The 14,431-nt window shown below is 65.5% G+C and carries 12 protein-coding genes; 5 read left to right on the top strand and 7 right to left on the bottom strand.

Going from position 1 to position 14,431, the window contains the following annotated elements:
* Positions 1 to 91: 91 nt before the first annotated feature.
* From KF724_11275 to KF724_11265, 3 genes are read right to left on the bottom strand one after another with little or no spacing between them, the layout of a single operon-like run.
* Positions 92 to 655: a carboxymuconolactone decarboxylase family protein gene (locus tag KF724_11275; protein MBX3356263.1), complete on the bottom strand. Its 564-nt coding sequence runs from the start codon at positions 653 to 655 to the stop codon at positions 92 to 94.
* Positions 656 to 663: 8 nt separating this feature from the next.
* The gene (locus KF724_11270; GenBank protein ID MBX3356262.1) at positions 664 to 1,575 is read right to left on the bottom strand and encodes a DUF2950 domain-containing protein; all 912 of its coding nucleotides are present in this window, start codon (positions 1,573 to 1,575) and stop codon (positions 664 to 666) included.
* Entirely contained in the window at positions 1,572 to 3,059 is a 1,488-nt protein-coding gene (locus KF724_11265; GenBank protein ID MBX3356261.1) for a DUF3300 domain-containing protein, read from the bottom strand. Before KF724_11265 ends, KF724_11270 begins: the two co-directional genes overlap by 4 nt.
* A 278-nt stretch (positions 3,060 to 3,337) precedes the next feature.
* On the opposite strand from KF724_11265, the gene KF724_11260 reads away from it, so the two are divergent.
* Positions 3,338 to 4,543 (top strand): hypothetical protein, encoded by a 1,206-nt coding sequence (locus KF724_11260; protein ID MBX3356260.1) that lies wholly within the window; start codon positions 3,338 to 3,340, stop codon positions 4,541 to 4,543.
* Between the two features lie 120 nt (positions 4,544 to 4,663).
* Here KF724_11260 and KF724_11255 read toward each other — a convergent pair whose 3' ends face one another.
* On the bottom strand, positions 4,664 to 5,983 hold the full coding sequence (locus tag KF724_11255) for a lamin tail domain-containing protein (protein MBX3356259.1): 1,320 nt from the start codon (positions 5,981 to 5,983) through the stop codon (positions 4,664 to 4,666).
* Positions 5,984 to 6,152: 169 nt separating this feature from the next.
* Between KF724_11255 and KF724_11250 the strand changes: the two genes are divergently transcribed.
* Both KF724_11250 and KF724_11245 read left to right on the top strand, forming a co-directional pair.
* On the top strand, positions 6,153 to 8,192 hold the full coding sequence (locus KF724_11250; GenBank protein ID MBX3356258.1) for a hypothetical protein: 2,040 nt from the start codon (positions 6,153 to 6,155) through the stop codon (positions 8,190 to 8,192).
* Entirely contained in the window at positions 8,185 to 9,699 is a 1,515-nt protein-coding gene (locus KF724_11245) for a DUF418 domain-containing protein (protein ID MBX3356257.1), read from the top strand. Before KF724_11250 ends, KF724_11245 begins: the two co-directional genes overlap by 8 nt.
* 106 nt (positions 9,700 to 9,805) lie before the next feature.
* Here the strand turns inward: KF724_11245 and KF724_11240 are convergent, their stop codons facing one another.
* Both KF724_11240 and KF724_11235 read right to left on the bottom strand, forming a co-directional pair.
* On the bottom strand, positions 9,806 to 10,264 hold the full coding sequence (locus KF724_11240; GenBank protein MBX3356256.1) for a hypothetical protein: 459 nt from the start codon (positions 10,262 to 10,264) through the stop codon (positions 9,806 to 9,808).
* Positions 10,261 to 10,812: a PGPGW domain-containing protein gene (locus tag KF724_11235; GenBank protein ID MBX3356255.1), complete on the bottom strand. Its 552-nt coding sequence runs from the start codon at positions 10,810 to 10,812 to the stop codon at positions 10,261 to 10,263. The genes KF724_11240 and KF724_11235 overlap by 4 nt, the downstream gene beginning before the upstream one ends.
* A gap of 10 nt (positions 10,813 to 10,822) precedes the next feature.
* Here KF724_11235 and ettA point away from each other — a divergent pair, with 10 nt between their 5' ends.
* Both ettA and KF724_11225 read left to right on the top strand, forming a co-directional pair.
* Complete coding sequence (ettA, locus tag KF724_11230) at positions 10,823 to 12,562, top strand: energy-dependent translational throttle protein EttA (GenBank protein MBX3356254.1); 1,740 nt, start codon at positions 10,823 to 10,825, stop codon at positions 12,560 to 12,562.
* A 16-nt stretch (positions 12,563 to 12,578) separates the two neighbouring features.
* The gene (locus KF724_11225; protein MBX3356253.1) at positions 12,579 to 13,766 is read left to right on the top strand and encodes an aminopeptidase P family protein; all 1,188 of its coding nucleotides are present in this window, start codon (positions 12,579 to 12,581) and stop codon (positions 13,764 to 13,766) included.
* Here the strand turns inward: KF724_11225 and KF724_11220 are convergent.
* A complete protein-coding gene (locus KF724_11220; GenBank protein MBX3356252.1) occupies positions 13,742 to 14,410 on the bottom strand; it encodes a hypothetical protein in 669 nt (222 codons plus the stop codon). The genes KF724_11225 and KF724_11220 overlap by 25 nt on opposite strands.
* Positions 14,411 to 14,431: the final 21 nt, after the last annotated feature.

Here is a 14,431-nt window from a genome sequence, read left to right as displayed (position 1 = left end):
GCGCGCCGTCACCATTGGCCCAAGCGCCGGGATCGTCCGGGCTTCGCTGAGTCCGGCCGGATCCTTGATCGCGCGGGATCGCCACTTGACCTCATCCAGCTGCCGAAGGTTGGCTGCCCGTTGAGTGATAGCGCACCCCGAGAGCGTTGTTGAAGAGATTCAACATCGTGATGAGACCGGTGATCGCGGTCAGCTCAACCACTTCGGCATCGGAGAAGACCGCGTGGACCTTCTGCCACAGCGATTCAGGCAGGGCATTCGCATCACGCGTCACGGCCCGGGCGTACTCGACGGCAATGCGCTGTCGCTCGGGCAGGGCGGCGAGATTGTCAAGAAGCTGCGAGGCGTCGTCACCCATGCCGAGGGCACGCGCCATGTCGATATGTGAATCAGCGCAGAACTGGCAGCGGTTCCTGATCGAGACATCGAGAATGATCAGTTCCTTGATCTCACGCTCAACAATGCCGCCCGGGTAAATCGCTTCGCTGACCGCCCCGAAGGCAGCGAGGAGCTCCGGCCGGAGGCTCATCGCCTGCAACATCTCAAGGGGAAGGTGACCTGCCGCAACTCGCGCGGCGCTCTCCGAGAACGCCGTCGAGTGTCGCAGCGGTTCGAACGCGCGGCGAACGGCGGTCGGCTCAACCTTGACGCGCATCGCTCTCCTTACTCCCAATCCTGGGGGACCACCGTCCATTCGGGATCGGGATCGAAGCGATGAATCGAGGCGACCCGTGACGCGGTCCGCGGGCCGAAGTCCCGCTCAAAGAGCACTCCTGAATGGCTGATCATGAAGGTCATGACCCCCGTCTCGCCGTACTCGACGGGCCAAGCGATCACCGCGAAGCCCTTGGTCAGACGACCATCGACGACATAGTCCATGGCGCCTCCGGGAGCAAAGCGACCTTGACCGAGAAGGGGACGGAAGTGGTAGCCCGCGAAACTCCGCCGCGATCCAGTGGAGGCGTCGCCCGGATCAAACCCCGAGTCAGCAAGGAAGGGGCCGATCGGACTGGGGGGCTCGCCGTCACTCGTCTCCCAATAGAGCCCGTCGCGACTTCCCGGCGTGCTTCGCAGGCGCGAGGCGTAGACACCCGGCGATCCGCCGTATCCGCCCGCTGCGTACTCACGCTGGGCGTCGACGATCGCGTGGCAGGCCTGCATGACATCGAGCTCGTTGCGACCGACCCGCCGCGCGTTGATCTCGTCGATCCCGGCCGCCGTGTCAAATCGCCAACCCTGGCCGGATCGCACCAGTGGAATCGGCAGGGGCCATCCATCGTCGCCGACTTCGACGATGACGATCTCGTCATCGATGGTGATGAACTCATGCTGGCTTCGGAAGGCCGTCACGAAGCGATCGACCATCGTCTGATCTGCCTCGGCGTCACCGGTCTGGAGGAGATCAACACCTTGAGAACCCAGAACGGTTCTCACCTTCTCCGAACTGAGCGGACTCAGCGCGTCAACGAGCGCCGCCGTGGCCGCCTCGGGGGTCTCATAGACCGCACCGGGAGTGTGGCAGCCAAACTGGACGATGCCGATCAGAATCAAGGCACAGAATGTGAACGCTTTCATCGACGACCACCTCCTCCACGAGATCCACCGCGGCCGCCACCGCCGCCGCTGCGACCGCCACCGCTATAACCGCCCCGATAGCCACCCGAGCCTCGGTTCTGGCTGGCGCCATACGAACCGCCGCCGCGGTTCTGGCTGAAGTTGCCGCCACCGCGGTTCTGGCTGAAGTTGCCGCTTCCGCGGCTGTAGGCCCCGCGATCACTGGCACTCCGGCTGGCGTCTCCACCTCGGTCCATTCCACCGAACGCGCCACTGTCACCGCGCGAACGATCGGCGGGGAGCGGTCGCGCGGTGCCACGATCGCCACCAGCGGCGCGATCTCCACCAAAGGATCCACTTGGTGCGTCGCGTCCGCGGAACTCGGAGGCCGCGCCCTGATTCAGGCTCTGTCGCCCCTGATCGGCTCGCCCCCTGAAGTCCTGCCGCGCCTGCTCGGCCTGCTGCTGCGTGTAGCCGCCGAAGCGCTGCGCCGCATCGCCGCTCCTGTAGGGCACTCCGCCTCGATTGGCCGGGTCGTGCTTCCATGTGCCTTCACCGCGCTGCCAGTCACTGCGCGAGCCGCTGACGGATCGATTGGAGTTGTTCTGGTAGTTGTTGATGTAGTTCTGGCGGTTGATGTTCTGATTGAACTGCCGGTTCTGGTTGACATTCACATTGATGTCACCGCGGTTCCAGTCGCAGTGCCCCCACGCGTAGCCCCACGCGAGGCCGCAGGCGACGCCCACGCCAAAGGAGATTGCCGCCGCGCCGGCTGTGTACCCCGGCGGGTACCAGTAGTACGGGGGATATGCGGGGTACGCCCAGCCGCCATACACCACGGTGGGGTCGTAGGTCGGCACATAGATGACATCGGGATTCGACGGCTGGATCACGATCGTCTGGGATGATGGCTCGACCGTCACGGTCTGCTGATCGGTCGATTGAAGATTGCCCTGCGCCTTCGCCTTCGCGCGAAGCGACTGAATGGCGTCCATGGTCGCCTTCTGTTCAGTCACAAAGGCATCACCCAGTTGCTGGGTCCATGACAGCTGCGAGCTCATCATGTCGAGTACGGTGGGGAAGTTCACAAGCGACTTCACGCTCGGATCCCACGCCTGGGACTCGAGGGCCTTCGCGGCGGCATCGCCTGCGACATTCGGGTTGGCCTTGACCCAGCGATCGGCTTCCACCACTTGGAGCGGATAGGTCGAAGCCATCAGGATCTGCGAAAGCAGGGCATCGGGATAGAGCGCCACGGGCGCGACGACCTGCTCGAGCTGGCCCTGATTGAAAGTGCCGGTCGTCCCCGCGGTCGGCGCTGCGGCAGGCGTCGCGCTCGCGGCACTCGGCGCCTGCGGAGGCGGTGCCGTGCTCATCTGCAATGCAAGCGCCATCGGCGCTGGCAGCGCAGGCCCATGGACCGCGATCATCGCGCCGCCGAACGACGGTGTGATTGCAACGCTGGAAGAGAGGAAGGCCAGGAAGGCAGGAAGGATTCGATGCATGTCGCCTCCGTGCACGGGAAGTCGGAGCGAGGGACCTCGCTCGTGCGAGCGGCGGGAGTGTATACCGCCGTCGCACCTTTGGCCGAGCGTCAATCGATCACTCCGGGCTCGCTGGGCGTCGTGCGCGGCGACAGACTTCACAAGACATCCGCGGAGAAGTTCACATTGATCGCGACCGAGGGATCACTGGATTGGCTCGGCCGCGCGACATGCAGCGATCTTCTCCCGATTGGATGTCCCTCGCCGGCACTTCCGGCATGAACGCTAGGCTTCCCCTGATGGCGATACCTCGGCTCACGGGCGATTGCTGGCTGCATGTCGCGTATGACGCGGCGGCGGCGATTGACCTTGAAGCGGCCGAGCTCGCCGTTTCAGCGAGCGGAAGGGCAAGGGGCTCCACGGCGACACGCGAATCCATCTCCGATCTCCGCCGGACTCCGCCCAGCGTGCAGTTCCGCCCGAAGCCACTGCGCGTGGTTCGACCGGAGGAGCCCATCGACCTCGATGAAGGCCGCGTTCGGACGGCCGCCGAAGTGGAGATCACGATCTACGACTTCGGCGCAATCTCGATCGCGCGGCGCATTCCCTTCGTGACTGCAACTCCGGACGATCTTCAGCGTCTCTCACTGCTGGCGGTGAGGGAGCACCCGATCCTCGAGATCCACGCGAGGTCGGTCGTCGAGAGCCTGCTGATCGAACTCGGTGACGCTGCGCGCCGGGCGAAGATCGCCGACCCCGTCGAGGATTCGATCGTCTTCCATGTCTCGAGTTGGGAGGGCACCGAGGCTTCGACGCCACCCATCTCCCTGGAGCGTGATGGAGAGTGGATCGCGCGTCTGCTGCGATCAGCCGATGAGCCGCTGTCTCGCGACGAGGTGACGGATGCCCTCTCCTGTGCCACGGCCTACGGCCAGCGGGACCTCATCGTGATCGACTGGAATGCGTCGCTCATCATCGAGCCCGACGCCGCCAGTTGCGCCGACCTCCTCGCGGTGCTTGAGTTCGCCAATGTCGAACTCGTCGAGATGCGCTTCCTTGATGATCGCCTCGATGAGGTGCTCGATCGTGCCTATCACGAGCTCTGGCTCGGCGGAGCGAAAGTGGGGGAGGAGACAACGCCCGCGAAGGCGATGCACTCGACCGGGTGGCGCGGGGCTTTCGCCGGGTGGAGCCGCGAAGCGCGGCGCGATCGGCGTCGCCTCGCGGCCCTGCACATGGACAGCGCGCTCCTCTTCGAAGGCGTGAACAACGCCATCAAGCTGCTTGGCGACCAGTATCTCGCCCGCGTCTATCGACTGGCGGCGCGGCGCCTTCATCTGGCCGAGTGGGATGCCGCCATCCTGCGCAAGATCGAAACTCTCCAGCGGCTGTACGAGAAGACCGCCGACGAGCAGGCGACGCGTCGCATGGAAGTGCTCGAGTGGATCATCATCATCCTGATCGCCCTTTCGATCGTGGTGATGTTCATCCCCGGAGCCAAGTAGGGGAAGCGATCCGAGCGCAAGGAAGCGGGGCGCGGAACGAATCCGCACCCCGCTCGTGGGAGCCCACAACGCGTCGAGGTGGGCGAAGGTCAGGCTTTGAGAAGCTGCAAGAACGCCGTCTCAGCTCCAGTTGCCAAGCACGAACGCGATGTCCGCGCCGTCAACCACGCCGTCGCCGTTGAGGTCGCCGGCGCATCCGGGCGCACCGCCGGGGCAGCTTCCCCAGTTGCCGAGCACGATCGCGATGTCGGCACCGTTGACGACACCGTCGCCATTCGCGTCACCGGGCGTCGACGGCTGCGTCACACGCGGGTAGAAGCCAGGGTTGCCCTTGTCGTTGCCGGTCGAGGCGTAGCTGTTCTGGGCATCGCCAACGGTGGCAAGCACCCAGGCGAAGGGGTCATTCGCGCCGAGCGCCGACTCCGGAACCCAGCCGCTCGAGTTCTGCGCCCGGATCGAGCCGGGGAACGCCTGGTCGCCGAAGGTGAGACGATCGACGAGGTTGCACGCATCGTCGTAGATGTTGATCTCGTCGTTGCGCCCGAGCTGGTTTCCGAAGGGCTTGCCGAGGTCGCCGATGACCTTCACCGACGCGGAGAGACCCCACGCGGCGCGGAAGGCGTCGGCGGCCGACTCGGTCACGATGACGCTCTCACCCGGCGCGACCACGCCGAAGGCGCTGAGGTCGAAGGGACCGTCAGGACCGCCGAGGAGATTGCTGTCGTCGAGCTTCCAGCCGGTCATGTCGATCGGCGCGTCGGAGAGGTTCGTGAACTCGACGAACTCACCGCCGGGGCCCTGGTACATGTACTCGGTCAGCACCATGCCGAGACCGCGCGGGGCTTCGCCCACGATCACGAAGGTGCCGGGGTTGCCGCGAGCATTGAGCGAGCTGTCGTAGGAGTTCTGAGCGTCACCGACAACCGAGAGCTGCCACGCATAGGCGTTGTTTGCACCGAGGCCCTCCGCCACCACCCAGCCGCTGATGTTCTGCGTTCGGATGGAGCCGGGGAAGTCCTGGTCGCCATAGTCGAGGCGATCGACGAGGTTGAGCGACGCGTCGTACAGGGCGATCGTGTCGTTGCGGCCGTAGTTGTAGCCGTCGGCCTTGCCGAGGTCGCCAACGACAGGCACGCTGAGGGGCAGGTTCCACGCGGCGCGGAATGCAGCCTCGGTTGACTCGGTGATGATCGCGCTGGCGCCAGGGGCAAGAATTCCGATGGCCCCGATCGGGAAGGTGCCGCAGACTCGGGCGCTGTCGTCATAGGACCAGCCGGCGAGGTTCACCGGGGTGCTTCCGACATTGGTGATCTCGATGAATTCACCATTGGCGCCGGTGTACATGTACTCGGTGATGCGGATCTCAGCGAGAACGGCAGTGGCGAGGGCGAGCGACGCGATGACCGCAACCTCGCTGCGAAGTGAGAACGGATTCGACATGTGGACTCCTTGAAGTGACGATGACGGCGCAACGACGCCGTCGGACGGGCGGCAGGTTCCGTGCCGACCGTCAAGCGTTCGTGTGCGGAGTGATGGCAACGATTCAGGATCGGGCGAGCTTTCCCTTGCGGCTCCATGAAGCCAGCGCTTGGCGGTGTAGACTCCGGTCATGCGCCTTCCGATCCGCCGCATCTGGCGGGCGTTTCCGGAGTTGGATCCCTATGACGATGCCCGCTGCCGGGAGTTTGTGAAGGCGGCACGACGGAGCATGCTGCGGATCGCGGCGGAGTTCATCCTGATTGGCGTGGTGTGGGCCGTGACACTGGGGCTTGTCATCGCCGCGCTTGCTCTGATGTCCAGGTCCGCACTTCGACCCAGCGCCACAAGCGATGTGGTGGCGGCGCTGCTGACCGCACTCGTCATCGTGGTGGTCATCGGTGGACCGTCACTGGCGGCGCTCTATGTGCGCGACCGATTGCTTCGGCGCCGCCTCGTTCAAGTGCTTCGGTACCGGGGGTGCTGCTTCAAGTGCGGTTACTCGCTTGTAGGTATGACGGTCCCCGAGTCATTGAGCATCATCTGTCCCGAGTGCGGCACCTCATGTACGGTCGACGCCGCGCTGGGGGTTCTTGCGCTGGACGGCGGGCTCAGGGTCATTGGCGACGACGGTCGATTCTCGATTCGGCATCAGAGCCTGTGGACATCAGAGCGCCGTCGGCGGTGGCTCCGGCGCGGCCTTGCGATGGCTGCGGCGAGCGTGTTTCTGGCCGTGCTGGCGGCCGGGCTCTATGAGGTCCGTGTGCGGCGACAGGCAGCGCAGGCCCGTGCGGAGGCGCCGACGGCGGCGGACATGACGGCCCTGATAGAGCGGTCGAGGCCTGGATTCGCCCGAGTGATCGACCCCAAGGCGCATGCGATCATCCGCCGGATCAGTCCGGAGCTCGACCGCGTCGAACAGCAGGTCAAACTGGAGATGAACCTCAGCCCTGGGGAATTGGTGGACTTCTCCAAGCTGCACGGGGATTCGCCACTGGGCGAGGGCGCGAGTCAGGCTCAGATCGAACAGGAGTCGATGTGGATCGCGCTCTCGCGTCGAGTCTTCGACGCCCTTGAATCAGAGGTCGAGCTGGCCGACGAGCTCGCGAGCATCCGGCACCTTCCGCGAGAGGTGCGCGATCTCGAGATTCCGCCATCGCAGTTCTTCGGAACCGTGCTCCCCCATCTGGCGGGCAGCCGCAAGGTCACTCGCTACATGGGATCGCGCATGCTCGAGGCCGTCGAGCGCGGCGACATCGAGCGGGCGGCATCAACGCTCGAGACGATCTTCGCGATCGGCGAGGCCTGCCGTGTGCAGCCGCTCCTGATCGAGGTCCTGGTCGGCTGGGCGATCGAGTCGTTCGGTCGCGATCATGCTCGGCAATGGCTCCTCTCCCTGCCGACCCGAGAGGAAGTCGATGCGATCGAGCGCGCGATCCCGCCGGCGGTCGACCCGGCACAGGCCGTGCTCGCCATCGAGGTCGAGGCGATTGCCCAAAGGGCCCTGATCGCCGAAGTGCTTGGTGACCCCTCGGTGGTTCGACTCGCACCGCTGGGTGGTGCGGTCGCGCAGCTTGGCGCCCTGGGTGTCACGCCACCCGCGGGGAGGAGCTTTGGCACATGGACGGCCAACCGCGATGCGATCGACGATGCGTGTCGCTACTGGGCTGCAGCGATTCCCTACGAGGAATTCCAGCGGGCCACGGCAGTCCTTCCGCCCGCTCCCACCCTGGCGGGGGCTGGTTTGGCGTCACTGCTCCTCCCGGGGCTCGATCACTACCTGAGCGCGGCGGACCATCAGCGTGCGGAGGATCGGGCGCTGCGAACGATGATCGCCCTCGAGCGATGGCGGCTGGAGCATGGGGCCTATCCGGAGCGGCTCGAGGATCTCGTGCCCACGCTCCTGAAGGGCGTGCCGATCGACCCATGGAGCGGGCGGCCCCTGTCCTACCGGCGCATCGATTCGTCCACGGATCACTGGCAGCGTGGCTATCTCCTCTATGTTCTAGGTCAGGATGGGGAGGACAACCTTGGTCGAGACAGCTCGGTTGCCCGCTCTCCGCCCGGCGCGCCACGCGGAGGCAGTCCAATGAGAATCCCCAAGGGCGAGGATGGTCAACTGAACACCGGCAAGCCTCTTCGACGACGCACCACGGAGCACCCTGATGATTGAAGCACCACGGCTCGGGCCTGTTCGGGAATCCGATCGCATCATGGCCCTCGATGTGGCTCGCGGTGTAGCGCTGCTGGGCATCTTCATGGTGAACATCGCCGCATTCAGCGAGGCGTTCGGCTACTTCATCGAGCCGGTGCCGCGGGAGGGGCGGGGCCCATGGGAACCGTTCATGTGGACGGTGAACAAGATCTTCTTCGAAGGCCGCTTCTATCCGCTCTTCTCTCTGCTCTTCGGCATGGGATTGGCCATCCAATACCAGCGCGCGGCAATCGCGGGACGAAGGTTCGTGCCGATGGCGGCTCGGCGCATGATGGTGCTTGCGGCGATCGGCATGGTGCATGCGCTCCTTCTCTGGTGGGGTGACATCCTTTTTATCTACGGGATCGTGGGCTTGGTCATGCTGGCCTTGATCGGCCTCTCCCCGCGCATCCTGACTGCCATCGGATGCGGCGCCGTGGCTCTCGCTGTGCTGCTCTCGATTGGGTTCGGAGCACTCCAGGTCGCGATTGAACGCCAGGAGAGTCGCCGGGCCGAGCGAGCCGCGGCCACCGACACCGTGGTCGATGCGGAGATCGGTGCCGGACTGGCGAAGCCAGACGCCAATGACCCGATGGGTGCCGCGGTCGAAGACGCGTTGTCCCGACCTGCCCAGGCCCTCGCGGACGATCCGGCCACGGCGCCGCACACGGCCGCGATCGAGGCGCAAGCCGCCGGGAGCGCGTCGAACTCCGGAGAATCCGGCTCGGATGCCGTCGAGAACGACCCCGGTGCAGCGGCGCAGCGGAAGACACCCTTCTTCGCATGGCTCGCCGATGTGCAGACGCGGGGCACCGAGGGTCCGTCGGACCCCATGTGGATCGAGTCCGAGACGCGCGCCTATCGCGAGGGTCCTTGGCTCGATGCATTTCTCTTCCGCGCCATGTCGTGGGGCTTCACCCTCGTTGCCGCGCTGACCTTCTTCGGGTGGGATGTGCTGGCGATGTTCTGCATTGGTGCCGCGCTCATGAAGTGGGGCATCTTCGAGAGCGATCGACGCCGATGGGCGGTGGTCTTCGTGATTGCGGCGGCCGTGGTCGCACTGCCGGTGTCAATCGCGACGGCCATGATGCTGCCCACGCAGGGGGTGACCTTCAACTTCATGGTCAACGCCCCGGTGCAGCTCATCTTCGGTCCCGTGATGAGCCTCGGCTACCTCGGCGCCGTGATCCTGCTGGTCGACCGCCGCCTCGTTCCGCGAGCCCTCGGTGTTGTCGCCGCGGCGGGCCGCATGGCCTTCACCAACTACCTGATGCAGACCGTGCTGGCCACGGCCATCTTCTATCACTGGGGCCTTGGGTACTTCGACTCGATGAACCGTCTGGAGCGAGCAGGCGTGGTCCTTGGCATCTACGCCTTTCAACTCGCGTTCAGCGTGGCGTGGCTCCGCTTCTTCGCGATGGGACCACTGGAGTGGCTCTGGCGCGCGGCCACCTACATGAGATTCACCCCGCTTCGGCGCGCGTGAAACACACGCCGACGAGCATGCCCGCGGTGCGGAGCGCGTCAGCGACATCAGCCCGGCACAGTCGAAACCGCGGGGGGGGCGATCGACTTGGCCGGCGGCGCCGGGCTTACTCCTCGATGACGATCGCTTCGACGGCGAGGTCTGATCCGCCCTGCGTTCGTGCCGTGGCGTTCAGGCCGACAAAGTTGCCCTGGCCGATGGCCAGCATGATCGGATCGCCCGGGGAAGACTCGACGAGCGGGCCGCAGAGCGTGAAGCGCGCCCACTGGCCCTGAACGCCGATCCTCGCGCGCACGACGGCGCACTCCGAGTAGGGCTCAATGGGGTGATCCATCTGATCCGGCGAACCGGGTCGAGCGGTGGTCCAGACACCACCCGGATTGATCAGCGCTTCATAGACGCACTTGCATCCGCAGTGCCATGGCACCTTCGGCTTGGGAAGCTGAATCTGCACATGCAGCATCTCGTTCGTGTCGTTGCGGACATAGACGCGCTCGTTGCAACTGCAACCGACCAGAAGCGCGAGAATGGCCAGCGCGGCCACGGGAAGGAGTCGTTGAATCATGGGTGGGGATCCTCAGAAGGAGTTGGCGTCGTGCGCCCGACCTTCAATGACTCTAGCAGGCGGGTCGCGCTCCCGTCGCCCTGCTCGGCGGCCCGCTCGAGGCGATCAAGGGTGGTCCAGGAGTGGGCGTAGGAGAACTTCTCGTTTCGAATGAGCCGCCACCCGTCGGGTGTTCGGACCACGGAGATGAAGCCAGGGAGCACCATCATCACCAGACCGAAGAGGAGGCCGCCGATGATCACTCCGCGCCGGACCGCGGTGGGAATCCCGGCGCGATCAGCAGCCTCGTTCGTTCGCTCGCGGACCACCTTCAGCCAGCGCTGGGCGAAGGCGAACTCGACGGAGAGCATCGCGAGACCCAGGCCGATTGTGACGATGCCCGGGCCTGGGAGCACCAGCATGGCAACGCCCGCCAGGACCACGGTGCCGCCGGTCACGCCGATGACAATGCGCCGGGCCGTTCGAACGGTGGTGTTGGTGAGCCAGTCGAGCATGGTCGGCTCCCGCGCCGGTGTGGAAGGGTAGCGGGGCAGGTGGTGCGATACCATCGACGATCCAATGGCCCCGTCTCCGTCAACCGGCTCCTCATCGGGCGGCTCTTCCTCGAACAATGCCACCGATACCACGCGCATCATTTATTCGATGCTCGGTGTCTCCAAGGAGATCGAGCGCAAGCCGATCCTGAAGAACATCTCCCTCTCGTACTACTACGGGGCGAAGATCGGCGTCCTCGGCCTCAACGGGAGCGGCAAGAGCACCTTGCTCAAGATCATGGCGGGCGTCGAGCGCGCCGACGAAGGCAAGATCGTCGCCGCGCAGGGCTACACCGTCGGCTACCTGGAACAGGAACCGCTCAACGGCGAGTCGCGCACGGTGATCGAACTCGTGCGCGAAGGCGCGAAGCCCGTCTACGACCTGCTCGCCGAGTTTGATCGTGTCAATGAGAAGCTCGCCGGTGACCTCTCGCCGGAGGAGATGGAGCGGGTGCTCAACCGGCAGGCGGAGATCCAGGAGCGGATCGACGCGGTCGATGCATGGACCATCGACAACCAGCTCGAGATGGCGATGGAGGCCCTTCGCTGTCCCCCGGCGGAGCAGTCGCTGGCGAGCGTGTCGGGTGGAGAGCGACGCCGCGTGGCGCTCTGTCGACTGCTTCTCTCGAATCCCGACATCCTGCTGCTTGATGAGCCGACGAATCACCTCGACGCCGAGAGCGTCCAGTGGCTCGAACAGCACCTCAAGCGCTTTCCCGGCACCATCATCGCGGTGACCCATGACCGCTACTTCCTCGACAATGTGGCGGGGTGGATTCTCGAACTCGATCGAGGTCACGGCATTCCCTACAAGGGCAACTACACGGGATGGCTCGAGCAGAAGCAGGCGCGCCTGGCGGTCGAGGAGAAGCAGGAGAGCCAGCGCCAGCGCACGCTTGCCCGCGAACTCGAGTGGATCCGCAGGAACCCGAAGGGTCGCCAGGCGAAGTCGAAGGCGCGCGTGGTGAGCTACGAACAGCTCCTCTCGCAGGATGCGGCGCAGAAGGTGAAGGAGATCGAGATCTTCATTCCTCCCGGTCCGCGGCTCGGCAATGTGGTGATCGAGGCGAAGGGGGTGTCGAAGGGCTTCGGCGACCGGCTGCTTCTCGATGAGGCGACCTTCTCGATCGCACCCGGCTCCATCGTGGGCATCGTCGGTCCCAATGGCGTCGGCAAGACGACGCTCTTCCGCATGATCACGGGGCAGGAGATGCCCGACTCGGGTTCCTTCAAGGTCGGTGAGACAGTCAAGCTCGCCTACCTCGAACAGGGGCGCGACTCCCTCCCTGCGGGTCGCTCCGTCTTCGATGCGATCGCGGATGGATCCGATGAGATCAAGCTCGGCGGCGCGACTGTCAAGAGCCGCGCGTATGTCGCGCGCTACGGCTTCTCGGGGAGCGATCAGCAGAAGCTGGTGGACACGCTCTCAGGGGGGGAGCGCAATCGAGTGCATCTGGCGCGCATGCTCACCAGCGGCGCCAATGTGATCCTTCTCGACGAGCCGACCAACGACCTCGATGTGAATGTCATGCGAGCGCTCGAGGAGGCGATGGTGAACTTCGCCGGCTGCGTGCTGGTGATCAGCCACGATCGCTGGTTCCTTGATCGTGTCGCGACCCACATTCTCGCCTTCGAGGGAGACAGCAAGGTCTTCTTCTTCAACGGGAACTGGAGCGAGTACGAGGCCGATCGTCATCGTCGGCTTGGTCTGGCGGACGACGTACCGCCTCATCGCGTCCAGTACCGCAAGCTCACCCGAACCTGAGAGGCCACGGTCGCCCATGTCAGACTCCGCCGGATCTCCCTCCGCCGACACGGCGCTCCTCATGGCGGGCGTGCCCGCCAGCAATCTCTCGCTCTTTCATCGTGTGCGCTTTCGGGTGGGCGACCCCACCGCCTATCTCGAACTGCCGAAGCCCGCCAAGCCGCGACGCATCTTCATCTGCCGGGATATCGAGCTCGATCGCGCCCAACGCACGGTGCGAGCCGACGCCTGTGCCGCGCCGCGCGACCTCGTGCCCGCGGGGGAGCTCTCGGCGGATCGGGAGATTGCGACGGCGCAGGCGGTGGTGGCGTGCCTTCGCCGAGCGGGTCTCTCGAAGGTGCGCGCCGATCGATCGCTGCCGCTCATCTACGCCCATGTCCTTGCGCAGGCCGGAGTGGAGGTGGAGTGCGACCCCGATCTCGGGGTTCTCGAGCGGCGTCGCAAGGATGCGCAGGAGCTCGCATGGCTCGACGAGGCGCAGGTCATCACCGAGTCGATCATGGAACGGACCTGCCGTCTGATCGCCCGCGCGACGGCATCCCGGGACGGCATCCTGCACCATGATGGAGCGCCCCTGACCAGCGAGCGCATCTTCACCATGATCGACCTCTGGTGCATGGAGGCGGGCTGTGACAATCCCGGCTCGATCGTGGCATGCGGCCCGATCGGCGGCGATTGTCATGATCATGGCCACGGCGAGTTGCGCGTCGAGCAGCCGATCATTGTCGACATCTTTCCGCGAGTGAAGAGCAGCGGCTATAACGGCGATTGCACGCGCGTGGTCGTGCATGGCAATGTCCCGCCGCGCATCGCCGAGATGCACGCGGCGGTCATCGAGGCGAAGGAGGCGGCGGAGCGGGCCATCAGGCCGGGGGTGAGCGCCGACGCCGTGCATGGCGTGACCGTGGCCACGCTCGCCGCTCGCGGATTCCCCTTTCACAGTGGCGGAGCGCCCGAAGGCGCAGGAGTCGACTGGTGCGGCCTCGTCCATGGCACGGGACACGGGCTGGGCCTCTCGGTGCATGAGCCGCCGCTCGTTGATCGCGGCGGTCCCGACTTGGTTGAAGGCGATGTCATCACCGTGGAGCCCGGGCTCTACAGTCGCGAGCTCGGCGGCGTGCGCATCGAGGATGTGGTGGTCGTCGAGCAGGCGGGCGCGCGCCGATTGGGGCGCGCGCTTCAGTGCGGCCTCGTGTGGGCGTGAGCGGCTTGCGCGGTGTGGGCGTTCTCTTGGCGCAGTGCGCGCACTGACTGCATCGCTCGTTCACGGTCGGGCATCGAACTGAATGCTTCACCGAGTCCTGAGCCCCATTGGGAGATGGACCGGAGGACATGGCCCGGTGAGACATTGACGGGGTGCAGCCGCTCCAAAGGCAGAATGCGCACGCTGCCCGAAAGCGGCGTCGGCGCCCCCGGAACGAAGATGGTCGCCCAGCCATCCGCGAGTTCTTCGACGATGAACACCGGCACAAGGCCGTCGTCTGCCTCAGCGAGCGCCGGCCTCCACTCCTTCGCCCGACTGCGACCAGTGAAGCGGAGCGTGAGGCTTCGGAAGAGCGCATAGCCCGGCAGTCGCTCGAGCAGCCATCGCTCGAGCCGCTCCTTGACCACTCGGCCGATACTGAGGCGCAGCGCGACCCCGATCAGCACGCAAGTGGCGAGCAGTCCTGCCAGTGCGACAAGGTGCGGCTGCGGCATCCACCCCGGCAGCACCATGGTGATGGGGCGCAGCAGGCCGCCGATGAGATCGACCGTCTTCAGGATCAGCAGCAGGGAGAGGTAGAGCGGAAGCAGGACCAGCACGCCGCCGATGAAGGCGCTGACGACGGACTCTCGAATAAAGCGCATGGAAGACCTCCGATTCGGAGG

This window comes from Phycisphaeraceae bacterium (assembly GCA_019636735.1).
Lineage (GTDB): Bacteria > Planctomycetota > Phycisphaerae > Phycisphaerales > SM1A02 > VGXK01.
Note: the sequence above shows the minus strand (reverse complement) of the source record. Positions and strands in the feature narration are given on the sequence as shown.

Bases quoted from the DNA above. Each gene is read 5' to 3' on its own strand.
- KF724_11235 (MBX3356255.1), bottom strand. From the start codon at position 10,812: ATGGTATCGCACCACCTGCCCCGCTACCCTTCCACACCGGCGCGGGAG.
- KF724_11270 (MBX3356262.1), bottom strand. From the start codon at position 1,575: ATGAAAGCGTTCACATTCTGTGCCTTGATTCTGATCGGCATCGTCCAG.
- KF724_11240 (MBX3356256.1), bottom strand. From the start codon at position 10,264: ATGATTCAACGACTCCTTCCCGTGGCCGCGCTGGCCATTCTCGCGCTT.
- KF724_11250 (MBX3356258.1), top strand. From the start codon at position 6,153: ATGCGCCTTCCGATCCGCCGCATCTGGCGGGCGTTTCCGGAGTTGGAT.
- KF724_11275 (MBX3356263.1), bottom strand. From the start codon at position 655: ATGCGCGTCAAGGTTGAGCCGACCGCCGTTCGCCGCGCGTTCGAACCG.
- KF724_11220 (MBX3356252.1), bottom strand. From the start codon at position 14,410: ATGCGCTTTATTCGAGAGTCCGTCGTCAGCGCCTTCATCGGCGGCGTG.
- KF724_11245 (MBX3356257.1), top strand. From the start codon at position 8,185: ATGATTGAAGCACCACGGCTCGGGCCTGTTCGGGAATCCGATCGCATC.
- KF724_11260 (MBX3356260.1), top strand. From the start codon at position 3,338: ATGGCGATACCTCGGCTCACGGGCGATTGCTGGCTGCATGTCGCGTAT.
- KF724_11255 (MBX3356259.1), bottom strand. From the start codon at position 5,983: ATGTCGAATCCGTTCTCACTTCGCAGCGAGGTTGCGGTCATCGCGTCG.
- ettA (MBX3356254.1), top strand. From the start codon at position 10,823: ATGGCCCCGTCTCCGTCAACCGGCTCCTCATCGGGCGGCTCTTCCTCG.
- KF724_11225 (MBX3356253.1), top strand. From the start codon at position 12,579: ATGTCAGACTCCGCCGGATCTCCCTCCGCCGACACGGCGCTCCTCATG.
- KF724_11265 (MBX3356261.1), bottom strand. From the start codon at position 3,059: ATGCATCGAATCCTTCCTGCCTTCCTGGCCTTCCTCTCTTCCAGCGTT.